Annotated in this window: 27 protein-coding genes; 21 read left to right on the plus strand and 6 right to left on the minus strand. The window is 65.0% G+C overall.

Features of this window, described 5'->3' with window-relative positions; all coding sequences use genetic code 11:
- The 13 genes from AC1GI4_RS18200 (at position 1) to AC1GI4_RS18260 (ending at position 11,940) form a co-directional block, all read left to right on the plus strand.
- Positions 1-360, plus strand: a complete 360-nt coding sequence (locus AC1GI4_RS18200; protein WP_479630527.1) for a hypothetical protein — start codon at positions 1-3, stop codon at positions 358-360.
- Entirely contained in the window at positions 353-1,045 is a 693-nt protein-coding gene (locus tag AC1GI4_RS18205) for a type-F conjugative transfer system protein TrbI (RefSeq protein WP_479630528.1), read from the plus strand. The genes AC1GI4_RS18200 and AC1GI4_RS18205 overlap by 8 nt, the downstream gene beginning before the upstream one ends.
- Positions 1,026-1,559: a S26 family signal peptidase gene (locus tag AC1GI4_RS18210; RefSeq protein ID WP_479630529.1), complete on the plus strand. Its 534-nt coding sequence runs from the start codon at positions 1,026-1,028 to the stop codon at positions 1,557-1,559. The genes AC1GI4_RS18205 and AC1GI4_RS18210 overlap by 20 nt, the downstream gene beginning before the upstream one ends.
- Positions 1,556-2,230, plus strand: a complete 675-nt coding sequence (traW, locus tag AC1GI4_RS18215) for a type-F conjugative transfer system protein TraW (RefSeq protein WP_479630530.1) — start codon at positions 1,556-1,558, stop codon at positions 2,228-2,230. The genes AC1GI4_RS18210 and traW overlap by 4 nt, the downstream gene beginning before the upstream one ends.
- Positions 2,230-2,499, plus strand: a complete 270-nt coding sequence (locus tag AC1GI4_RS18220) for a hypothetical protein (protein ID WP_479630531.1) — start codon at positions 2,230-2,232, stop codon at positions 2,497-2,499. Before traW ends, AC1GI4_RS18220 begins: the two co-directional genes overlap by 1 nt.
- Positions 2,499-3,515, plus strand: coding sequence for a conjugal transfer pilus assembly protein TraU (traU, locus tag AC1GI4_RS18225; protein WP_240885994.1), 1,017 nt, complete (start codon positions 2,499-2,501; stop codon positions 3,513-3,515). The genes AC1GI4_RS18220 and traU overlap by 1 nt, the downstream gene beginning before the upstream one ends.
- Positions 3,516-3,525: 10 nt before the next feature.
- Positions 3,526-4,272 carry a type-F conjugative transfer system pilin assembly protein TrbC gene (gene trbC / locus AC1GI4_RS18230; protein ID WP_170172242.1) on the plus strand — a complete coding sequence of 249 codons (747 nt, stop codon included), beginning with the start codon at positions 3,526-3,528 and terminating at the stop codon, positions 4,270-4,272.
- The gene (locus AC1GI4_RS18235; protein ID WP_170172243.1) at positions 4,269-6,155 is read left to right on the plus strand and encodes a conjugal transfer protein TraN; all 1,887 of its coding nucleotides are present in this window, start codon (positions 4,269-4,271) and stop codon (positions 6,153-6,155) included. The genes trbC and AC1GI4_RS18235 overlap by 4 nt, the downstream gene beginning before the upstream one ends.
- Positions 6,156-6,176: 21 nt before the next feature.
- Entirely contained in the window at positions 6,177-6,572 is a 396-nt protein-coding gene (locus AC1GI4_RS18240) for a hypothetical protein (RefSeq protein WP_479630541.1), read from the plus strand.
- Entirely contained in the window at positions 6,553-6,795 is a 243-nt protein-coding gene (locus AC1GI4_RS18245) for a hypothetical protein (protein ID WP_206379105.1), read from the plus strand. The genes AC1GI4_RS18240 and AC1GI4_RS18245 overlap by 20 nt, the downstream gene beginning before the upstream one ends.
- A gap of 2 nt (positions 6,796-6,797) precedes the next feature.
- Positions 6,798-7,622 carry a conjugal transfer protein TraF gene (locus AC1GI4_RS18250; RefSeq protein WP_064311451.1) on the plus strand — a complete coding sequence of 275 codons (825 nt, stop codon included), beginning with the start codon at positions 6,798-6,800 and terminating at the stop codon, positions 7,620-7,622.
- Between the two features lie 65 nt (positions 7,623-7,687).
- The gene (locus AC1GI4_RS18255; protein ID WP_170172252.1) at positions 7,688-9,088 is read left to right on the plus strand and encodes a conjugal transfer protein TraH; all 1,401 of its coding nucleotides are present in this window, start codon (positions 7,688-7,690) and stop codon (positions 9,086-9,088) included.
- A 23-nt stretch (positions 9,089-9,111) separates the two neighbouring features.
- Positions 9,112-11,940, plus strand: a complete 2,829-nt coding sequence (locus AC1GI4_RS18260; RefSeq protein ID WP_170172244.1) for a conjugal transfer protein TraG N-terminal domain-containing protein — start codon at positions 9,112-9,114, stop codon at positions 11,938-11,940.
- An 8-nt stretch (positions 11,941-11,948) separates the two neighbouring features.
- Here the strand turns inward: AC1GI4_RS18260 and AC1GI4_RS18265 are convergent, their stop codons facing one another.
- A complete protein-coding gene (locus AC1GI4_RS18265; RefSeq protein ID WP_170172245.1) occupies positions 11,949-12,131 on the minus strand; it encodes a hypothetical protein in 183 nt (60 codons plus the stop codon).
- A gap of 72 nt (positions 12,132-12,203) precedes the next feature.
- On the opposite strand from AC1GI4_RS18265, the gene AC1GI4_RS18270 reads away from it, so the two are divergent.
- Positions 12,204-12,524 (plus strand): hypothetical protein, encoded by a 321-nt coding sequence (locus AC1GI4_RS18270; protein WP_170172246.1) that lies wholly within the window; start codon positions 12,204-12,206, stop codon positions 12,522-12,524.
- Between the two features lie 345 nt (positions 12,525-12,869).
- Here AC1GI4_RS18270 and AC1GI4_RS18275 read toward each other — a convergent pair whose 3' ends face one another.
- From AC1GI4_RS18275 to AC1GI4_RS18285, 3 genes are all read right to left on the minus strand, one after another.
- Positions 12,870-13,565, minus strand: coding sequence for a VIT1/CCC1 transporter family protein (locus AC1GI4_RS18275; RefSeq protein WP_064311303.1), 696 nt, complete (start codon positions 13,563-13,565; stop codon positions 12,870-12,872).
- Positions 13,566-13,656: 91 nt separating this feature from the next.
- Positions 13,657-14,298: a DUF305 domain-containing protein gene (locus AC1GI4_RS18280; protein WP_170172247.1), complete on the minus strand. Its 642-nt coding sequence runs from the start codon at positions 14,296-14,298 to the stop codon at positions 13,657-13,659.
- Between the two features lie 76 nt (positions 14,299-14,374).
- Positions 14,375-14,983 carry a rubrerythrin family protein gene (locus AC1GI4_RS18285; protein WP_232318430.1) on the minus strand — a complete coding sequence of 203 codons (609 nt, stop codon included), beginning with the start codon at positions 14,981-14,983 and terminating at the stop codon, positions 14,375-14,377.
- 62 nt (positions 14,984-15,045) lie between these two features.
- On the opposite strand from AC1GI4_RS18285, the gene AC1GI4_RS18290 reads away from it, so the two are divergent.
- The 6 genes from AC1GI4_RS18290 (at position 15,046) to AC1GI4_RS18315 (ending at position 19,699) form a co-directional block, all read left to right on the plus strand.
- Positions 15,046-15,324, plus strand: coding sequence for a PepSY domain-containing protein (locus tag AC1GI4_RS18290; protein WP_064311300.1), 279 nt, complete (start codon positions 15,046-15,048; stop codon positions 15,322-15,324).
- A 51-nt stretch (positions 15,325-15,375) separates the two neighbouring features.
- Complete coding sequence (locus AC1GI4_RS18295) at positions 15,376-15,939, plus strand: cytochrome b/b6 domain-containing protein (protein WP_232318429.1); 564 nt, start codon at positions 15,376-15,378, stop codon at positions 15,937-15,939.
- A complete protein-coding gene (locus AC1GI4_RS18300) occupies positions 15,914-16,591 on the plus strand; it encodes a response regulator transcription factor (protein WP_064311298.1) in 678 nt (225 codons plus the stop codon). Before AC1GI4_RS18295 ends, AC1GI4_RS18300 begins: the two co-directional genes overlap by 26 nt.
- On the plus strand, positions 16,588-17,934 hold the full coding sequence (locus AC1GI4_RS18305; protein WP_064311297.1) for a sensor histidine kinase: 1,347 nt from the start codon (positions 16,588-16,590) through the stop codon (positions 17,932-17,934). Before AC1GI4_RS18300 ends, AC1GI4_RS18305 begins: the two co-directional genes overlap by 4 nt.
- Before the next feature lie 41 nt (positions 17,935-17,975).
- Positions 17,976-19,034: an ATP-grasp domain-containing protein gene (locus AC1GI4_RS18310; RefSeq protein WP_198356648.1), complete on the plus strand. Its 1,059-nt coding sequence runs from the start codon at positions 17,976-17,978 to the stop codon at positions 19,032-19,034.
- Positions 19,035-19,132: 98 nt separating this feature from the next.
- On the plus strand, positions 19,133-19,699 hold the full coding sequence (locus AC1GI4_RS18315; RefSeq protein ID WP_064311296.1) for a cytochrome b: 567 nt from the start codon (positions 19,133-19,135) through the stop codon (positions 19,697-19,699).
- A gap of 172 nt (positions 19,700-19,871) precedes the next feature.
- Here the strand turns inward: AC1GI4_RS18315 and AC1GI4_RS18320 are convergent, their stop codons facing one another.
- Positions 19,872-20,297, minus strand: coding sequence for a hypothetical protein (locus AC1GI4_RS18320; protein ID WP_064311295.1), 426 nt, complete (start codon positions 20,295-20,297; stop codon positions 19,872-19,874).
- A 433-nt stretch (positions 20,298-20,730) separates the two neighbouring features.
- Between AC1GI4_RS18320 and AC1GI4_RS18325 the strand changes: the two genes are divergently transcribed.
- On the plus strand, positions 20,731-21,000 hold the full coding sequence (locus AC1GI4_RS18325; protein WP_064311294.1) for an HU family DNA-binding protein: 270 nt from the start codon (positions 20,731-20,733) through the stop codon (positions 20,998-21,000).
- Positions 21,001-21,128: 128 nt separating this feature from the next.
- Here the strand turns inward: AC1GI4_RS18325 and AC1GI4_RS18330 are convergent, their stop codons facing one another.
- A complete protein-coding gene (locus AC1GI4_RS18330; protein ID WP_064311293.1) occupies positions 21,129-22,175 on the minus strand; it encodes an MlaA family lipoprotein in 1,047 nt (348 codons plus the stop codon).
- Between the last annotated feature and the right edge of the window lie 77 nt (positions 22,176-22,252).

The raw sequence follows: 22,252 nt of genomic DNA on the forward strand, positions 1-22,252 counted from the left end.
ATGGCGACGATCCCGGCGGATGTCGACGGCGCTACGAAGGCCCCCCGGCCCAAGGTCGACGTCGGCTTCCTCCTCTACTTCTACCTGCACATGGCGGGGTTCCTGGCGACCACGCTCCTGATCACCTGGGGGCTGTTCGTCCTGTTCTTCCTCGCGATCGGCGGTCTCTCAGTCGACGGCATGATGCACCAGCTCAACAACATGGCGAGCCGGTACGTCGCGGCCGACGCGGCGCGTATCGCCTCCTTCAAGCACGTCCTCATCGTCGCGCACCTGGCTCTGTCGGCCGCGGTCATCTTCTTCCGCCGCCGCAGCATCCTCCCCTCGCGCGACCCCAAGCGGAGCAAGGCCAATGGCTGACCAGCCCGAACTCGACCTCCCTTCCCCCGCGACCTCCGCCGCCCCGGCGCCGATCGTCCGCGCCAAGCGCGGGTTCGGCGGGTTCACCCGCGCGCAGCTCGTCCTGGGCGCAGCGCTCGTGGTCGCGCTGATCTGGTCGATGTGGGTGACGAAGGCGCTCGTCGCTCCGCGCGAGGAGCATATCGTCAAGGCGAGCCTCTCCAGCATCGTCGGCGAATATGTGACCGCCCAGGCACGCGCCGCGTCGCCACCCGCTCAGGTCGAGGCCGAGATGCGGACCTTTATGTCGTCGCTCAAGCACGAGATCCAGCGGCGCAGCGCCAACGGTCAGGTGGTCCTCGTCGGCGAGGCGGTGCTCACCGAGAACGTGCCGGACATCACCGACAGCCTGAAGAAGGCGGTCTATGCCAGTGGCGTTCACCAGCCGCGGCCGGCGAGCGCGCAGGAGATGCAGCAGCTTCAGCAGCAGCTCGCCCCGGCCGCAGCGGCGGTTCCGCAGGCCTATGCCGTCCCGCCCGCGATGATCGGTAGCAGCGCGACGATCGATCCGATGTCGGCGGCGCCACCTGTCGCCGGCGGGCAGCAGCCGATGCAGATGCCGTCGGCGATGCAGGGGGTGCCCTCGGGCGTGCCCGCGGCGATGACTTCGACCTTCGGAGGTCCCAATGGCAACGGCGGTCAGTGACCTCGCGCCCCGGACCAGCGGCCGCAAGCTGCGCTGGGGTCTGTTCGGCGCGTTCGTCGCCGGCAGCGTCATCCTCGGTGCGATCAGCGACTGGCGCGACAAGCACGCCCTCCTGATCAACACCACGGACTCGCTGCCGAATTGGGCGTTCGTCATCCACAAGAACCAGGTGCCGACGCGCGGCGAATACGTCTTCTTCCTGCCTCCCAAGAGCGACCTCGTCCGCCGGCATTTCGGCTCCAAGCCGGAGATGTTCGGCAAGATCGTCTACGGGATGCCCGGGGAGACGGTCCGTCACTGGGGCAGGCTGGTCACGGTCAACCACCGTGTCGTCGCCTATACCAAGCCCTTCACCAAGGCGGGTGAGCCGCTGGCGATCGGTCCGAGCGGGGTGATCCCGTCGGGCTGCTACTATATCGGAACACCGCACAAGGACGGTTTCGACTCCCGGTACGCGGCCATCGGGTTCGCGTGTCAGCGCCAGATCGTCGGCACCGGCGAGGCGATCCTATGAAGCGGGCGACGCTCTTGTACCTCGGCGGCACCGGTCTGGGCAGCGGGCTGCTCTTTGCGGCAGCGTTTCTGCTGGTCGGTGCTGTGCCCGGCCAAGCCCGTGATTTCGGGGAGCTCGGGCAGACGTTCCCGATCGCCGAGGCCGATCTCCTCACCACGATCGAGGCGCGCCTTCAGCGGGCGCAGGCGTCGGGCGAGATGGACCGCGTCAATGCGACGTTCGCCAAGCGGGTTGAGGCGAAGGTGCGCCGTCCGGCCGCTGTTGCAGGCATCACCGCGGCCGAAGAGCCGCGGACCTGGGACTATGACCCGACCATCACCCTCGAGCGCGAGATTCGCGATCACAAGGGTCAGCTGATCGCGGCGGCAGGCCAGCGGATCAATCCGCTCGATTTCGTCTCGATGCGCCAGAGTCTCGTCTTCGTGGACGGCGACGACGCCGCGCAGGTCGACTGGGCCACAAAACGGTACACAGAGCTCAACGCGAAAATCATCTTCGTCAGCGGCTCGCCGATCGAGTCCATGACCTCGCGCAAGCGCCGGTTCTTCTTCGACCAGGAGGGCCGCCTGACCGGCAAGTTCGGCATCCGCCACACGCCGGCGGTCGTCGTCCAGACGGGCAAGCTGCTGCACGTCTCAGAGACCGTCCTCAAGCCGGGAGCGAAGAGCTGATGCCGTTGTGGCTGGACCTGCTCCGGACGCCCATGGCTGCGCCGGAAACGCCCGCGCTTCGCCGGATGCGACGCACCTTGCAGGGGCTGTGCCTGTCGGTCGCGCTGATGGTCGGCTTCTTCGCACAGATCCACGCTGCGATCGGCCGCGCCGCTCCGTGTTTCGCGGCCGCGCTGCTCGTCGGCGCGGGCCTCTATACCGCGCTGTACCTCCGCCGGAAGAACGCGGCCGACAACGCGTTCCTCGAGCGGGCAGGGGAGCCAGGCTGATGCGCTGGTTGCGTGCCCTGATGGGCGTCCTGGGACTGCTGCTGGTGACGGTCGCGCTGACGCCTCGCGCCGAGGCGGCGCCGACCTGCACCGGCAAATTCGTGAATCCGATAACGGACGTTTGCTGGAGCTGCCTGTTCCCGCTCTCAATCGGAGGCGCGAAGATCTGGCCGGGGAACCGCCCCGACCCGAAGAACCCTGCCTCCCCGATCTGCGCCTGCGCCGACCCGCTGCCGCGCATCGGCATCTCGGTCGGTTTCTGGGAGCCGGCGCGGCTCGCGGACGTGACGATGAAGCCGTGGTGCTTCTCGAACCTGGGCGGGATGCGGATCGCCCCGGGCTTCGACATCGGCCAAGGCTACCTCGCCGGGCCATCGATGGTCGGGGGACGCTCCCAGAGCACCGCCAAGTGGCACATCCACTGGTACGTCTACCCGCTCCTCTACTGGATGGAGATCCTGACCGACTTCGTCTGCTTCGAGCAGGCGTCGTTCGACATCGCCTACATGACGGAGGTCGACCCTCTCTGGCAGGATGACTCGCTGACGGCGATCATCAATCCGGAGGCGATCGTCTTCGCCAACCCGATCGCGCAGGCGGCGTGCGCGGGCGACTGCGTCGCCGGCACCGCCAACCTGCCGCTGGACTCGCTGTTCTGGTGCGCGGGCTGTCAGGGGCCGATGTACCCGCTGAACGGCAACGTTCCGGCCTCCATCGGCCACGTCCAGTCGTCGCGGCTCGCGCTCTCGCGGTTCGCCTACAAGATGCACCGCGAAGGTCTCGCGTGGGGGACGATGGGCTCGGAAGGGCTCTGCAAGAAGTACCTCATGCCGATCATGCGAAAGCAGCAATACCGCTTCCAGATGGTCAACCCGATCCCGACGGTCAGCGGTCGGTTCGCCTGCTCCGCGATCGGCGCGTCGACGATGCCGCCCGAGGCCGGTCGCGCCTTCCCGGCCGGTGGCGAGGACATGGGCTACCTCGTCTGGCGCAAGCGCAACTGTTGCGTGTTGTGAGGAGAGAAGCATGCGCTTTCTGACATTGGGGCTCGCCGCGCTTCTCGGCACCGCGGGGATGTCCGCGATCCTCGCCCAGACCGTCGACGGCCTCGACGTCGAGGCGGTGAAGAAGCGGGCGGCGGACCTGCAGGCGGAGGCGCAGGCCTTTGTCGACCAGGTGAAGGGCCGTGGCGACGATTTTCGGGAGCAGGCGACCGTCGTCCGCAAGTCGGGCATGGACAACATGCAGCGGGTCGCTGCGACCGACCTTCCGAAAGGGCCTGACGGCAAGATCGACTTCGACGAGCTGGTGCAGGGCGCGGCCTCCAACGCCAACACGCCGGGCGGCGACGCCCCGCAGTTCATGGTCTTTGCGAGCCTCTCCATGCCGCCGGCATCTCTCAAGCAGCTGATCGCCGACACGGCGCGGGCAGGTGGCGTGGTCGTCTTCCGCGGCTTCCCGAACAACTCGGCCAAGGAGTTCGTCAACCGCCTCGGCCAGGTGGTCCAGAAGGACGACATGCCGAACATCGGCATCGACCCCCGGCTGTTCCGCGCCTTCAACGTGCAGGCCGTGCCGACCTATGTGGCGGTGTCGTCGACATTCGACCTGTGCGCCGGCTTTCACTGCCAGACCAAGGTTCCGCCCTACGACCGGATCGAGGGCAACGTCACCGTCGACTATGCGCTCAACACCTTCGCGGGTGCGAACGGGCCGGGCGCGCGGATCGCGTCCGTTGCGCTGGGCAATCTCGCGCGAAGCCGCCAGCAGTGACGCTCCGCCCGCTCCTCAGCACGTTTCTCGGCATCTGCCTGGTCGTCGGCCCCGCGGCCGCGCAGCAGATGACGGTCGAGCAGGCGCGCGAGGAGGGAAAGGCGCTCGGCAATGCCAAGCGGCAGGACGGAAGCCTCGTCCCGACCACCGATGCGCAGGCGAGCGCGGTGCCGGGCTATACCGGGACTGACCAGCCGCAGAGCACCTATTTCGACGACCCGGATGCGCTCGTAGCGGCCGGCACGGCGCAGCGGTCGACCAACGACGCTTACCGGACCGCCACGGACCAGGGCCATACGCGCGCGACGTTCAGCAACTCCGAGATCCTCGCGACCACCAGCCGCGCGACCGCGGTCGAGAACGACCCTGAGGCATATCTCCAGGGGGAGAGCATCGGCGCCGAGAGCGGCCAGTGCCAGCCGCTGCCGCCGGGATCGGGGACCAACGGCTATTACGAGGCGACGTGCAACCAGGGCACCAAGGTCACGGAGGAGCCGCGGTCCTGCAGCATCCGCATGGTCCCCCATATCGTCAACACTGAGCGCTGGTTCTACTTCGGAGCGCCGGACTCGAACGAGGGTAACGGCTTCGCGAAGAACTCGCTGATGCAGGCCAAGGTCGCGCAGGGTATCTGCCGCGCCGAGCCCGTCTCCATGCACGTCTGCGACGCGCAGATCGAGCTGGGGGCCGGCGGCGACGACGTCGAGGGATATCGCCGCTATTGCAAGCGGCTGTCCTCAATGAACAAGGGGCCGGCGCAGCTCTACTCCTGCTCGTCCGCGATCCCCGATGGCGAGATCCCTGCCCACCAGAACTACAAGACCGGCACGAAATATTACAAGAAGGAGGGCGAGTCCTCCGTCAGCGTGACGCGCGAGGAGAGCGGCTGCTCCGCCCTGGCCTCTGACAGCCTGTGTACCCAGACCTCGGGCGAGGATGTCTGCACGGAGGGGCCGGAGACGCGGGTCTTCGACGGCGTGTCCGTCACCCAGGCCTGCTGGGCGTGGAAGCGGGACTTCTCATGCCATGTGTTCACCGCGGGCAACGACTGCGGCGATCTCGAGGGCAACCGCCAATGCACTTACCTGCGCGACGAATGCCTCGACGATCCGCGAGACGGGGCGTGCAAGGTCACGGAGAAGGTTTACAAATGCCCGATCCCGGATGGCGCCAATCCTGCCGATAAGCAGTATATCTGCGGCGACGACGTCTACTGCATCAACGGTGATTGCGAGCCGATCGTCCGCGAGGCCTCGACCGAGTTTAAGGACGCGCTCGTGGCGCTTCACTCGATCGATCAGGCCGGCAAGGAGTTCGACCCCAACAATCTGACGGTCTTCTCCGGCGAGCGGAATACCTGTCACAAGCCCGTGTTTGGGCTGGTGAACTGCTGCGCGGGCAAGACGTCGGGCCTGCTGACCGCCGCGGCGGGCGGCGCCGCTCTCGCCGGCGGGCCGGCGGCGATCGCCGCGCTTGCGACGCCCTTCCTGTCGGTCTTCATGTGCTCGCAGAAGGAGATGCAGCTCGACATCAACGACCGCATGGGGTTCTGCCACAAGGTTGGCACCTACTGCAGCGACAGCTTCCTTGGCGTCTGCACCTCCAAGTCGACCGCCTATTGCTGCTTCGAGAGCAAGCTCAGCCGCATCCTTCAGGAGCAGGGCCGACCCCAGATCAACAAACTTTGGGGTGCCCCGAAGAAGGAGCAGTGCAAGGGCTTCACGATCGACGAGTTCGCGCGCCTGGACCTGTCCGTGATGGATTTCACCGAAGTCTACGCCGAGTTCATCGACGCCGCGAAGCTGCCGGACGAGGTCCAGACGATGACCGAGATTCAGCAGAAGATCCAGAACTACTACGACCTGCACGGGGGTCAGCCATGATCGGGGGGCTAAGTGATCGATATGACGGCTGTGGCGAATGACCTTGTCTCCGCCGGCCCTCCAGCCTGCGACTGGTCGATGACGGTGTTCGAGCTCGCCATTTTCATGTGCGTGTTCCGGGCCAGCCGTCCGCCGCGGGTGGAGGAGATCTGCCAGGTGATCGGGTCGTGGTTCGAGTGTGCCGTCGACCCGCCGGCCGCTTCGGCGCCGATCGAGAACATGCTCGCGAACCGCTGGGTATCGGAAGACGGCCCGTGCTTTTGGGCGACTGAAGAGGGCCGCCGAGCGGCCCGCCCGCTGGTGAACGGCATGATCCGGCTGCTCGATCAGGGAACGCGCCTGATCGACGTAGCCCTGATGATGTCGGTGCTGCGCTTGTCGAAAGGAGAGCTGGACAATGGCGTTCGTGATCGTTGAGCCCGCGCTCGTCGCCGCGCTGCTCGCCGCGGCGGCCCCGGCCCCGACCCCTCCGGCCACACGACCGGTCGCCGTCCCAGGCTGCGGTGCGGGCCAAGCCTCCACCACCGCTTTCGACTGCTGCCTCCACCTCGCGAGGTTGAGCGCACCGGCCTCCACCACCCCCACCACTCCCGCGCAATCGTCATCGGACGTCGCGGCCGATCAGAAGGAAGGACGATAACCATGTCGAGGATGGCGAAGCTGGCGATGCTCCTGCTGACGGTCGCACCGATCGCGACACCGTCGTTCGCGCAGGAGGCGCAGGACCGGGATGAGAGCGTCGAGGCGACGGGTCGCGGGGATGACTTCTACTGCGGGCAGCGCAAGCTCGGTCAGTGGTTCTATTGCACGCGGCCGAAGCCGGCCGAGACCGCGAAAATCCAGCCTCAGGTGCCCGAGAAGAGCGCGGCCGAGCGCCTTGCGGCGATCACGCACCAGCTCGACGAGCTCAAGGCCAAGGCGATCCTCGACCCGTCGGAGGAGAACGTCATCGCCTATGTGCGCTTCCAGCGCGAGCAGCTCGACCGCGCGTCGACCTTCTCCGACACCTGGCAGCGGGCGCTCTGGCAGAACCCGGACATTGACTACACGCTGCAGCGGCCGGTCAACACGGTCGCGAAGCGCGCATGGCTCGACAACCGCAAGGCCGACCGCGACCAGGTCCTGACGAACCTCAGCCAGCGCTACGGCCTGTTCTACTTCTACGCGCAGAGCTGCGGTGCCTGCGAGGTGTTCGCGCCGATCCTCCGCTCCGTGGCGGACAGTCACCGCATGGCGGTGATGGCGGTCTCGATGGACGGAGGGCCGAGCCGCGATTTTCCGAACTACGTGGTCGACTCCGGGCAGCGCGCCCGGATGGGCATCTCGGGCAACGAGACCCCGGCGCTCGTGCTGTTCGACACCGCCACCAAGCGGACGATCCCCGTCGGCTACGGCATCCTGAGCGCGGATGAGATCATGGATCGCATCTTCATGCTCACCAACACCAAGGTCGGGAGCGACTACTGATGGCCAGTCCGCGCCAGCATGGCCGCCTGCGGAGGTTCGCGCGGCGCGCGGGCACCGCCCTGACGATGGTCGCCGCGACGCATTTCGCGCTGATCGGCGTCGCTCGGGCCGACGTAGCCTCGGAGATGAACGGCTTCTTCAACGATGCCGGCGGCGCTGCCAACGTGACCGGCCCGACCGCCTTCCAGGGGCAGTCGGCCGGCTACTATTCGCTCGGGAACGTGTGGACGCGCTTCCCGCAGAAGAGCGTGTCGCCCTTCAACCTCCAGCTCCCCAGTGCGCGTGCAGGCTGCGGTGGCATCGACCTCTTCTCGGGTTCGTTCAGCTTCATCAACGCGAGCGAGATCGTCGCGATGCTGAAGGCGACCGCCAACAACGCGCTCGGGTTCGCCTTCAAGTTGGCGATCGACAGCGTCTCGCCCGAGATCGGCAAGGTGATGGACGAGTTCAGCCAGAAGGCTCAACTCCTCAACCAGATGAACATCTCCAGCTGCGAGACGGCTCAGGCGCTGGTGGGCGGTATTTGGCCCCAGATGGAGACGACGCGGTCCACGATCTGCGAAGCTGTCGGCAACAGCCAGGGCGTGTTCTCCGACTGGGCGGCTTCGCGGCAGGGCTGCAACAACGGCGGTCAGCGTGACGGTACGCTCGCTGGCAACACCGATCCGCACATGAAGGATCAGATCGTCGGCGATCCTCACAACTATACCTGGGAGGCATTGAAGAAGTCCGCGAAGTTCGGTGCTTTCGACCAGGACTTCTCCGAGTATGTGATGACGCTCGTCGGAACGATCGTCACCACGCCGCCGGCGGACAGCAGCAGCGGGCCGAAGGTGGTAATCTACGGTCCGGCCGAGGAGGCGGTGGTCACGGCGCTGCTCGACGGCACGGCCAATGCTCCGCCGGTCAAGATCCTGAAGTGCAACAACGACCCTTGCACGGACGTCTCGGACCAGACCTTGAGCATTCCCGAGGCGACCGCGCTACGGCCGCGCATCGCGACGATGATCAAGAGCATGAGCTCGAAGATCCGGAGCGACACCGCGCTGAACGCGGCCGAAAAGCAGCTCCTGAACATGGCGACGGTGCCGGTCTACAAGATCCTCGCTGTCCAGGCCTACGCCCACTATGCGCTGACCGACGGCGAGATCCAGACGCTCTCCGAGATCGTGGCGGTCGACCTGCTCAACGCCATGCTCGACAACATGCTCGATCGCGTCGAGCAGGCGAAGGTCTTCTACCAGACCGCGGACCAGGAGACGGCCGGGCAGTGGCGTCAGCAGATCGCCGCGACACGCGCCAAGTTCGCGCAGCGCGACGTAAAGCTGAGCAACAAGCTCCAGGTGACGATGCAGATCATCAATCGCAGCATCATGCTGGAGTCCACCCTTCAGAACACGATGACGCCGGGCATGTCCTCGGCGCTCAACTTCTCGCGGGGGCTGAACGCGCAGGGCTTGCTCTAAGCGCGTAGAGGGAGGGTAGCGACGTGCTTGAAGTCTTCACCGTCGGCGGGGGCGAGTATCTCGTCAACACCTTCAACGCCGTCGCCGCCTGGGCCGGGGGAGGGGGCTATCGCTCGCTCCTCCGCGTCGTGATGGTGATGGGCCTCATCTACTCGTTGCTCGTCGTCGCCTTCACCCTCAACTTCCGCGCCTGGATGAACTGGTTCCTGCAGGCGACCGGCATCTACCTGTGCTTGATGGTGCCGACGATCGACATCAAGGTCACGGACCGCATCAACCCGAGCCTTGCGCCGGCGACGGTCGCCAACGTTCCGCTCGGGCTGGGCGTGCTAGCGAGCTTTACGACGCAGATCGGGGACTGGCTCACTCGCACCGCGGAAACCGTCTTCGTGATGCCCGGGGAGCTGAACTACACGACGAACGGGATGGTCTATGGCGCGCGCCTGTTCGAAGCGACGCGCAACTTCGTCATCCGCGACGCTGAGTTTTCCACCAACCTGGAGAACCACTTCAAAAATTGCCTCTTCGGCGACGTGATGCTCTACCAGAAGTCGCTCACCAACCTCGCCAAGGCCACAGACCTGTGGGCCGCTATTGGGCCGGGGTCGGAGCCGCGCTCGCAGGAATGGCTGGAGAGGCAGGGGGACGGCACCGTCCAGAACTATATCATCACCTGCCGGCAGGCGTACCAGACGCTCGACGGGCAGTGGACGGCGATGATCGAGGCCAACGCCGAGCCGTGGGCAAAGGAGGTCTATCCGAAGCTGAGTAACGCCGTCGCGGCCGCGAAGCTGAAACACGACGTCCCGATCGTGAACCAGGCTTTCACCGGATCGGGGAACGACTTCACCGGCGTCATGCGCCAGAACACCGCAATCAACGCATTTATGCAGGCGCGCAACTCGATGGCGGGTGGCAGCGGCGCTGCCGCTATCGACACCTTCGCGCAGACGCGCGCCGACATCCAGGCGCGCAACACCTACAACTCGATCGCTCAGCAGGCGATGGCGTGGGTGCCGATCCTCAACATAGTGCTGACCGTCGTGTTCTTCGCGATGTTCCCCGTGATCTTTCCGCTCTTCCTGCTGCCCCAGACAGGTCTCAGTACCTTGAAGGGCTATGCGATGGGGTTCTTCTATCTCGCGTCCTGGGGACCGCTTTACGTCATCCTCCACATGATCTGCATGACGCGAGCCGAAAGCGCCGCCAACGGCGTCGCGGCCGGTGGCATGTCGCTTGGTAGCTATGCCGGAATTGGCGCGGTGAACGGGGAAACCGCGACGATCGCCGGCTTCATGCTGATGAGCATCCCGTTCCTCGCGGCCGGTCTCGCGCGCGGGGCGATGTCGATCGCCGGACAGGCCACGTCGATGCTGGCTCCCGCGCAGAACGCGGCTGAGGCGGCCGCGGTCGAGCAGACCACCGGCAACTATTCCTACGGGAACGTGAGCTGGGCCAATTCGACCTCGAACATGCGGCAGGCCGATCAGTGGTCGACTGCCCCCAGCTTCATGGGCGGCGCGGCGAGCGTCGGGTGGCGGCAGGACAACGGCGCCGTCATCAACGGTTTCGGCAACGGGCAGGACGTGTTCGATACCAGTGGCGCGATCTCCCGGCTGGGCTTCACGCCGACCGTGTCGACGGGCACCGTGTCGGAATGGCGACAGATGGCGAGCGAGGCGCACCGCCAGTCGCAGGCCTTCGACAACGCCGCTCAGGAGATGCTCACCTGGACGAAGATGGATCGCAGCGCCTACGGCACGTCGAGCGAACGGTCCTCGGGTTGGGACTCGAGCAGTGGCCGTTCGGCGAACACCTCGATTGAGCAGTTCGACCGCACGACCGGGAGCAGCTCGCAATTGCTCGAGGATAGATCGTCCACGGGTCAGAGCCAGAGAGTCTCGGATGGGCACGATCGCAACGCCGGGACCGTGGACCAAGTCGGTGGACGGCTCGATGCCGGGATCGGCGGGAACCGCGGCGGCGGTGGCGCAAGCGGCGGCAGACGAGGCGGCGCCCTTGGTCGGGTGCTCGGTGCCCTGCCAGGCGCGGGAGTCTCCGTCAGCAAGACGGGAAGCCAGCAAGACACCCTTCGGCACGGCACTGACAACACACGATCGTCGGACAGTTCAAGCACTTCTAGCAGCGGGGTTCGAGATGAGCATTCGAACGGAACGGGTGCGACATCCTCCGATGGTACTTACGACCGCTCGGGCGTCTTCAGTCGCGCGTCCAGCACATCGAGCTCGTCGCTGACCCACGAACAGGCGCTTGCTCGCGCCCGGTCCTACACGGAAACGGCTCGGAAGCTTGAGGAGCTGTCGCAGTCGCTATCGCGTGATGCCAGTTATGCCGAGACTCACGGCATGCAGCTGAGCGAGAACATGAGCCAGGACCTTGCGCAATGGTATCGGGCACAGCAGGTTTCCAATCCCGGCCTCGATGCTCCGGAACTCTGGGCGACCGATCTGAGCGATCATCAGCGCGCGGTTCGCGGCGAGATGATCACACGGTGGATGCGCGAGAAGCAGGATGGCATCCGAGAGGAGATTGCCGGGAAGCTGCAGGAGCCGGACCTCGTCCAGGTCCACAGGCCCGGGGTCGACAGTGCGGCCGACGTCAGCGGGTCGTACCGGCCGCACGGCGTATCGGGCATCCCTGCTGGTCCTGCAGGCGGGAACGCCGGAGCGGCGCAAGCGATCATCGAACGGGGTGGCGAGCAACTTGTGGGCGACCGAGTGGCCGCTCGTGCGGCGCGCACCGGCGCTGTGCAGGGTTCCGTTGACGTGCAAAGCGAAGTGAACCGCGACCACAATCGCGGCTTCTTCGTAGATCCGAAGCTGCGAGAGTGATCACGGTGTTAGATCGCCAGCGTCATGTAGACCCCAAGCGCGATGACGATCGCGATGCCAAGGATTTGGCCGATTGCGGTTCCGACAGTCTGAGGCGCATCGGCGTCAGCGACCACCGGAGCATCTTCGATCAGCAGAAGAGGCCCAGATGGCCGGTCTTGCGTGACCAAGAGAGTATGCGTGTCCAGCATGTGACGAACCTCCGAACCTTTCCAACATACAAGGTTCGAGGTTTGTTCACAAGCAAAGCAGGGAGAAGCTGAATGGCGACGCGGCAATCCCGGCCAGAGGATCGGAAAAGCCCGCTGGACGAGCTGAACCTCGCCGACACGGCGGTTTTCGGGTTCTCGTGGATGTTGGTGATGGCGGTCGGTCTCGTGCCGATCGTCGAGGCGAGCCTGAAGCGCTCGCCGTCGATCTCGATGCCCGTCACCATCGCGTTCTTCGTCGCGGTCGCGAGCGGGATCGCGCTTCGCCGTCGCTACGGCTGGATGGGGCTCGTCCTCCACATCTTCGGCCAGATCGTGATCTGGCTCTCGATCTTCTGCATGTCTCTGGCGATCGCGCTCTATGCGACCGGGTAGGTCGGGTTCGGGCGAGAGTCGTGATCGCCATCGGATCAATCGGGTCTGGCAGGGCTATCGCGAGTCCGTGTGGAGGTCGTTGCATTTGATGCTCCGTATTCAACGCGAAGCCCGTAGCCCTGGACGATGGCAGCTTCCGACGGCTTTTCAGTCATTCGGGCTCCAATCGAACCGGCATAAAAGCGAACATTTCAACCTACGATTCCTGTTCTCGAAACTTCGCTGAATAACGTGGGTCGGTCGGCGGTGTCGCAACCGGCCAATTTTGACCTCCCGCAGTACAGCGCTTTCAGTAAGGGCGTCACCCGCGTGGTGTGGGCGAGGTGCCCCATCGTGCTTGTCGTTCTACCCGACCGCCCCAAAGATTGCGCCCACGGCAGAGGTAACCGCCATCGCGAGAGCGCCCCAGAACGTCACGCGGACGGTGGGTTTGAGGGTTCCCGCGCCGCCGGTCCGCGCGCCCAGCGCACCCAGGATCGCAAGAAACACGAGCGAGCCGGCTACGACCAGCGGCACAAGCAGCCGCGGCGGCGCGATCGCTGCCATCAGCAACGGCATCGCCGCCCCGACCGAGAAGGTCGCTGCCGAAGTCAGCGCCGCCTGGATCGGCCGCGCCGCGGATCCCGGTGTCAGGCCAAGCTCGTCATGGGCGTGCGCGCCTAGTGCGTCTTTTTCCATCAGTTGCCGCGCCACTTCGCGCGCCAGCCCGGCATCGAGACCGCGGCGCATGTAGATGCCGGCCAGTTCGGAATGCTCGGCTTCGGGCCGGTCCGCTATCTCCTGCGCCTCGCGCGCGAGATCGGCGGCTTCGGTATCGGACTGCGAACTCACCGACACATATTCGCCCGCCGCCATTGACATCGCCCCCGCGACGAGCCCGGCGACTCCGGTCAGCAAGATCGCGGAAGGCGTCGCCGACGCCGCCGCGACACCAACGACGAGGCTCGCGGTCGAGACTATGCCGTCATTGGCGCCGAGGACTGCGGCGCGCAGCCAGCCGATGCGGGCGACAAGATGGTTCTCGGGGTGAAGACGGCTCATGGACGGGTCCGATCACGAAGCGTTGCGGGGAAAGGTGCGAGGCGACCGCCGCACCCGAGGACGGTCGCCTTCAACGGCTTAACAGAGAAGGTCAGCCGGCGTAGGCTCGGCCATACCAGGACTTGTACCAGCCCTTCATATCGCGGACGTCCTTGGACTGGCCGTCGAAGATGCCCTTGGCGACCTTTTTGACGCGCGCGTCGCGGCCGCTGCGCATCTCGGTCCGCGCCATGGAGATGGCGGCTTCGTGGTGTGGTATCATCATCTCGATAAAGTCGCGATCCTGGTTGCCCCTCATCCGCATCTTGCCCGTCGCACGGTCCATCTCCCGCATGTCCTCAAGCATCGCGGCGGAAGGCGACCCGGCTCCGACCGGTCCGGCGGTCGTCTTCCAACCGCGCAGATACTTGTGCATCGACGCATTGTCCTTGCGCTGGTCGGTGACGTCCTGCGCCGCCATCTTGCGCAGCTCGGCATGCTTGCCCAGCCGCGCCTGCGCCTCGGACATCTGGATGCCGGCATCGTGATGCGGGATCATCATGGTCATGAAGTCGCGATCGACGTCACCAGTGGGTCGCGTCTTAGCGGTGACGGGGATCATGCTGCGCATCGCACCCATCATCGCACGGTCACCCGCGGACGGCGCGGGCGGACGGTTCTGGGCGGACGCGCCCGCGGACACGAGCAGGGAAGCGGATACAAGGGCGAGAACCCCCGCTTTCAACGTAGTCATTTCGAATCTCCTTAACAATTTGAAGTTGTGATGCCGGCCGGAACAGGGGGGAAACCGGCCGGCACCACGCGCTGGCTCATTTTTGGGCGGTCTTGGCCAGCGCAGCTCGGTAGGCACGGAGATGCGTGCCCTCATCCTCGGCGATCTGCCGGAACATCGCGGCGACCTTCACGTCGCCGCTCGCCTCCGCCTGCTTGGCGAAGTCGATGTACATCTTCGTGTTCTCGTAATGCTCGCCCGCGATGGCATCCTCAAGATTGACCTTGGCGGTGCTGCCAAGTTCGAGTGCCTGGGCTTCGCGATCGAAATGCTCGTTCGCCTCGACATTGGCCGAGTTGCGGAAAAGCGTGGCGAGCTCGGGATTGCCCGCCGCCTCGGCCTGATCGGCATAGCGCAGATATTTGAGGTTGGCATAGGCTTCGCCCTTCATGGCGGCCTCAAGGTTCTGCCTGGTCTGCGCGGCGAGCGGTTTGCCATCGGGTGCGGCGGTCGCCACGGCGGGAACGAGAGCGGCGAACAAGAGAGCAGCGGATGTGATCGTGCGAATATTCATGATGATATCTCCAGCCGGGTTAATGGAAACGACAATCGGCTTCTGGCCCCTCGAACTGACAAGGTCCTGACCGAAGCAAAGAATCTTTTCTGGGAGAGGCGGAAATATTTTTCCGACCGCCGTCAGCTTCACGTCAGAACGTCGCGCCATCCTTGGGCTTGTCCGACGCCTCGGACCGCACAAGGAGACAGATCATGAAACCGCTCGTTATTAAGACCGCGCTTGCCGCCGTAGCGATCTCGCTCGCCTCCGCAGCGTCGGCCGCGCCCGTTTGCACCACTGCGCCCAAGGCCAAATGGATGTCCCCCGCCCAAATGAAGGCTCGTGTCGCCAAGATGGGCTACAGCAAGGTCAAGGTCTTCCAGCAGGCAGGAAGCTGCTACGAGATCTATGCGCAAACCAAGGACGGTCGCCGCGCAGAGGTCTATTTCAACCCGGTGAACGGCAAGATCGTTCAGAACAACGTCGATTGATCGATGATACCGTCCCGATCGCCCCGCGACGCAGCCGACACGCCTCCTCCTTTGAAAGGCAGGGTCAAGGTCTGGGACCCAGTCGTCCGGCTGTTCCACTGGACGGTCGCGGGCGGCGTGGTCGCGAACCTGACCTTTCTCGAACATTCGCGCACACCACATCGCTATGTCGGCTATGTCGTGGTGGGGGCGGTCGCCGTCCGCATCCTGTGGGGAATAGTCGCGAAGGGTCATGCGCGCCTGGCCAGTTTTGTCCCAGGGCCGCGTGCATTCGCAACCTATGCCCGCTCGCTAGTCGCGCGGCGGGACGCGCGCTACCTCGGCCACAACCCTGCTGGTGCTGCCATGGCGATCCTGCTCGTCCTGCTAATCATCGTTCTTGGTGCCACAGGATACATGATGGGAACCGATCGCTTCTGGGGGGTCGGCTGGGTGGAGCAGGTGCATGAAACCGCCGCGAACGCGGTGCTTGTCGCATCGCTGGTCCATGTCGCGGGGGCGCTCATCGAAAGCGTCCGCCACCGCGAGAACCTCGTGCTGGCGATGATTACGGGCACCAAGCGCGCCGCAACCGGAACGGACATCGATCATGCGCCTACTTCTCGTCGAGGATAATGGGCGGCTCGCCGGACTGATCCGCGAAGGTCTCGACCGGCAGGGCTTCGCCGTCGATTGGTGCGAGACGGCCGAGGGCGCGGAGGCCGCGCGGCAGGTGAGCGGCTATGACCTCGTGCTGCTTGACCTCGGACTGCCCGACGCGGACGGGCTCGATCTGATCCGCGGAATGCGCCGGGCCAGGGATGCGACGCCGATCCTAGTGTTGACCGCGCGCGGCGGGCTCGACGACCGCGTCGCGGGACTCGACGCGGGCGCGGACGATTATCTCGTTAAGCCGTTCCAGATTCCCGAACTCGCGGCGCGCTGCCGCGCGCTGCTGCGGCGGCCTGGCGCGACGCTTGGAACGACGCTGGCGGTCGGCAATGTCGTGATGCACCCGGCGGAACGTACCGTCAGTGTTTGCGGTCGCGTTATCGACGCTACCCCGCGCGAGGTCGATCTGCTCGAACATCTGCTCCGCCGCGCGGGCCGCGTCGTACCCAAGCCGGCGCTCGAAAGCGCGCTGTACTCGATGGACGCCGAAGTCACCGCCAATGCGCTCGAAGCCACCGTGTCGCGGCTGCGCAAGCGCCTGACGCAGGCAGAGGCTGATGTTCTGATCCGTACCGTCCACGGTGTCGGCTACGCACTGTTCGGGCCGCCGGCATGACGAACCCGCGCCGTCTGCCGGTTACCGGCCCGACGCTGTTCAGCCAGATAGCTGTGCGGCTGGGGCTGTTCGCACTCATCTTCGCGCTGCTCGACATAGCCATCGTCGTCGCGACCTATGCGCGCCAGCCCGAAGCGCTGGCGCAGGAGCTGCTGACGCTGGAGGCGGCGCGCATTGCCAATTCGCCCGATAAGACGCCAGGGGCGTTCGCCGGCCCTCCTGGCGCGCGGCAGTGGTCTGCGGGCTATATCAACGCGGCGTCGGCGAGCATTCGAGGTGCCGGTGGCGGTCCCACTACATTGCGCCCGGCAGCATTGGTCGACTGGACACAGCGCGAGCGGGTCGGCGCAGGCTACCGCGTCACCGGGGTGAGGTCGATCCGGGAAGGCGAGGAGACGCGCTGGCTGCTTATGCGTTTCGAAGGCGAGGGACTGCGCCCCTACGTGCCCGTCATCTTGAACGAACTCACCCAGCATGTCGCGCTTCCGCTGATTCCGCTCTCGCTGCTGCTGTTTGCGTTCAACATCGTCGCGGTAAGACGAGTGCTGCAGCCTTTGAAGCGCGCGGAGGACGAGATCGACGCGCTAGAAGCCGAGCATATGAGCGTGCGCGTGTCCGAGCCGCGCGCTCCGCGCGAGGTAGGGACGCTGGTCCGCGCGGTCAATCGCGCGCTCGACCGGCTCGACGAGTCGATGGCGGTGTTGCGGGGCTTCACCGCCAACGCCGCGCACGAGCTGCGCACCCCCTTGTCGATCATGCAGCTATCACTCGACCGCCTGCCGCCGGGCCAAGTCCGGCAGGATCTCGAAGCCGACACCGCCTACATGACGCGCCTGGTCGGGCAGATGCTCGACCTTGCTCAGGCGGACGCGATGTCGATCGATACAGGCGCGACCGTCGATCTCGCCGATATAGGCCGGGCGGTCGTCGCGATGCTCGCGCCCAAGGCATTTGAGGCGAACCGCGAGCTTCGCTTCGAGGATCGCGGCGACACGCGAGTTCGGGGCCATGAGGAAGCGATCTTCCGCGTCGTGCGCAACCTGATCGACAACGCGCTGATACACGCGCCTGGGGACACTCCAATCGAAGTCGCCGCGGGTCCAGGCTCGCAGATCAGCGTCCGCGACCGCGGCCCTGGCGTCCCTCCGGAGGATCGCGAACACATCTTCGAACGCTTCTGGCGCGCCGACCGCCGCGCCAGTGACGGCGCGGGGCTCGGGCTTGGCATCGTCAAGCGTCTCGTGGAGGCCCACGGCGGCAACATCGCGGTCGAGGATGCACCCGGCGGCGGCGCCCTTTTCCGCATTCGGTTCGCGACGGCGGAACCTGTTCATACCGATTGATGACGGCCCACCGCCATAGCGTGCCTGAAACGGAGTATAGAATGACGATCGAAACGACCCGAGCGGGCGTGGTTTCTCCATTCCCCTCGGAAAGCGCAGCCACCGCTGCTGCCCGCCAGCGCATCCGGCCGGGCTGGTTCGGGGCCTTCGCCTTCGACCGCGGGCGTGTCATCCTGCGAAAGACCGGCAATTCCGCTCCGCTTGACATCACGCTAGCCGACGAAGTGGCGAGATGGCTGCTTTTCCAGATCGTTCTCCAGGTTCTGGCAGCGCTACGCCGCGCAATCAGGCCGGCAGGGCCGGCGATCTGGTTCACCCCGGACCGGCCCGGACCCTGGTACATGGTCCGCGCTGCGGCCGCCTGGGCCGGCGTCCGCATCGCGGCATCCCCCGATCAGGCCGATGCCAGCTTCTTCTTCGAGGATGCGACAACCAGCCGCCCGCAGCGTCTCCAGCACCAACGCAGCTACAATTTCGGCTGTACCGACATTTCCAAGAGCCACGTCGCCGCTGTTTTCGCCGAGGTGTTCGGTTATCCACTCGCGCTCGACCCGCTGGCGGCGACGGGCCGCGCTGTGGAGAAAGGCGAAGTTAACGGTGCCCATGACGGTCGCATCGTCCAGTGTCCCACGCCGCCCCTGGCCGGCAAGACGTACCAGCGCCTGATCGACACGGTCGAGGAGGACGGCTGCGCCCGCGACCTTCGGACGCACTGCATCGACGGCAGGCCCGTGATCGTCTGGGTCAAGCGCCGCGCGGCCGACCAGCGTTTCCTGCCGCCTAACCTGTCGGTCACGATGCATGAACCGGCCAACATCTTCTCGCCCGAAGAGATCGCGTCAATCGGACGCTTCGCGGTTGCGATGCGGCTAGACTGGGGAGGCCTCGACATCCTGCGCGACCGGGCTGACGGCCGCATCTACGTCGTCGACGTCAATAAAACCGACGCGGGGCCGATCACTTCGCTGTCGCTCCGTGACAAGCTCCGCTCGACTGCTGTCCTCGCGAACGCTCTCTTAGCAATGGTGGCAACCCCGACACGGTCGAGGCGCAGGACGACCAAAATGCGCACCACAGAGGGGCAGGCCGAACCGTTGTGACAGGTAAAAACGGCGAAGCGATCTTGGTAACACAGTTAACGCGCCCGCCAACGCCCCGGACTCGTTATAATGATCTGCTATCAGCACAGGACCTGATCATGGCGACAACACAAACCGGCCCTCAATCGTATGACGTGCCGCAGAAAGCGTTTCACTGGCTCACCGCCGCGTTGACCGCGGCGCAGTTCGTGATCGCTTGGACGATGACGGACCCGCCCGAGGGCTCACCCCCGATTGGATTGATGAACCTGCACCTGTCCGTCGGCTCGACGATACTGATGCTCACCATCATGCGCCTGCTGTGGCGGCTTACCCATGCGGTGCCCGCACCACCGCGCGACATCCCGCGATGGCAGCAAGCGGCGTCGCGTGCGACGCACTTGAGCTTCTATGTTATCCTGATTGCGATGCCGATCGCCGGCTGGACCTGGGCCTCGGCCAAGGGGTGGCCCGTGACGCTGTTCGGCATTGTGCGCCTCCCCGCGCTCACGACGCCCGGCAACGGCCTTGGCGAAATTGCGGGTGAGATACACGAACTTCTCGGCATCGCGCTCCTTGCCCTACTGGCCCTGCACGTCGCGGCCGCTCTCCGCCATCACTTCCTCAAGGACGGCATTCTTGCGCGTATGCTGCCCGGCTCATCCACAAGAACGAATGCTGCATGAGGCGCGGGGAGCCTTAAGGCGGCTGCGCTGCCGACGTTCTAGAGTTCGGCCGCGACGGTAGCCATAGCGATAGTTCGGCGCTTCAATTTCGAACACCGGAACACGCGGCCGCGCTTCTCGGCCACTAGGGGGAGGTTGCATTGTTCTCCAAGCAATCGAGCATGGCGGCGGATCAAGCTCCGGCACCGTTGCCGGAAACGAACACCGGGAACGCGAGAGGAGGGTTGTCATGGGCAAGCAGCCATGATCGCGCCTGATCCTCGTCGAAGAAAAACTGTGCTCCTCGACCATGGGCGGCGAGTTGGGCCTGCATGCTCGCCAGATTTGTCACGATGAGGAAGGCGAGGCGCAGCGCGCGCGGTTCGCGCTGCAACAGTAGCTGGCCGAACGCAGCGAAGCCGCTTAACCCTTGAGGCGTCATTTGCCGTATGTCCACGAGCGCGAGGTGGCGATTCTGCTCTGAGGTCAAGGCGTGGAATGCTCGGTCGCGCTCGACGATCAACCGTTCAACGTCCGCGGCCGCGAAAGTGCCGGCAAGTCGGAAGCAGGCGAGATGGAGATCGGGTTCGACATCGATCGTGAAACAGCAGCTCGCCACTTTCGCCCCCGTTGCTTAAGCGTCATGCAAGAGGTCAACGATCGCAGGACCGAACTCAAGAGCGAGTTGGGAGCCTCCCCCGACCGGGCGGGCGTTGAGTCGCACAGGTTCGTGCTTTCGGGTGCGGAACCTACGCGATCTCCCGTCGGGCCGGTTAGAACGATCACCGCATTTTTGCGCGTAGGCGCGCCGCTTGAGAGGAGATCCGTCAACACGCGCGCCTCAGGCTTGGCTGTCCGATTGTCGGCATTCCAAGGCTGTCCGCGACTCCTTGAGCCGGACGAAAGCGATTTCGCCTGCAGCCCTCTCCTTCACGATCGTCGAACCCATCGATCCCGCCGAAAAATGCCGGCGTTGATGTGGTCGAGCAACTTGGTTGTCTCACAAGCGGCAGCCACTATGATTGCATACGATCAACCGGAGAATGCCTCGTATGAACACGTCCGACCTCGCGAAGAAGATCGCTGCCATAACCGACTTCACCGAGGCGCAGGCGAAGGCGACGATACAGGCCGTCTTTATCGAGATCGCTGAGGCGGCCGGACGCGGGGAGGAAGTATCGATTCCTGGCTTCGGCAAGTTCTCGGTGAAGGACCGCCCGGCACGCCAGGGCCGTAACCCCGCGACCGGGAAGCCGATGGACATCGCTGCCTCCAAGAAAGTATCATTTGCGGCTGCCAAAGCCCTTAAAGACAAGCTCTGAGCCTTGTTGGCAGTAGTGGATGTGCCGATACCGCCGAATGGCGATCAACTTAGCTAGTCTTTCGCCACTATCGTCTACACCTTTGCGATCAGATTCGTCAGCCCGCGTGCGCGATCGACTGCTCCGACTTAAAACATCGGTGAGGACGCTGGTGCATCCATCGTGGGGGAACACTGCGTTAGTTTGACCGCAGCGGGGTTAATCGGCACCATGACTGAAGAGGCCGGCGGAGGCGCCGAGGACGGGTCGGTCACCTTGGCATGTGACGGCGACGACGCGTGCAACGCGTCGATCTCACGCTGCCGTTTCCGAAGATAAAAATCGCGACGCGCAACATAGGGATCTGCGCTCGCACGAATGCGCTGCAGGTCTTCATCGAACTCAGCCCGTCGGTCGAGCACGCCCAGCCCTGTTGCTGGCACGACATACGCAGGCTGATTAAATGGCGGTCCGCCGATACCCGGTACGACCGCGCGGTCGATCAACCCGCCGATGGCATCACGCACCGTGGTCGGACCAAAAAAAGGCAAGAATATGAAAGGCCCAGGTTTTACCCCATAATAGCCCAGGGTGTATGCAAATCCGTTCGGCCGCCGAGGTAGATTAAATGGTTTGCGCTTCGCCATATCGACGAAGCCTGCCACGCCGATCGTCGTGTTCACCGCGAAGCGACCAGCAGTCTCGGCGGCCTTGCCGGGTTTAAGCTGCAGAACGTAGTTCACGAAAACGACTGGCTCGCGCAGGTTTTTGAAGAAGTTGCGCAGGCCGCTTCGAACAGGGCTCGGCATGGCCCGCTTGTATGCCAAAGCGACAGGACCGAACACGGCCTTGTCGACGGCCTGCGTCGCCTCAAAGGACCTCGCGTTGATCGCCTCAAGCGGGTCACCTGCCGACCGACGACGACCAGTCACGACAATCTCCCCGGTCGCGTCGGGCTGGGAGGGCCCCGTCGGCACGGTCTGCGCGATGTCGGTCGCGGCGGTCGGCGGCGATGCCGGAGGCAGCGCGGAAGCGGACTGGTCAGTTGCCACGTCCGGGGATAGCGGACCGACAGGCTGAACCATCGCAGAAAGCGGCATCGTTATCAGCATACGGTCGTTCTCCGGCGAGGTGCGCAAGGTATCGCCCGTCGGTTGGCGAACGTCTCCTTCCATGACCTCGCAGCCGGACGGCACGGTGAGTGCCTTGCCGCAGTCGCCCGGTCGAAAAAACGTTCGCAACCGGGTTGTCGGTAGAAACTTTGGCCCATGCT

This window comes from Sphingomonas sp. 77B (assembly GCF_056497825.1).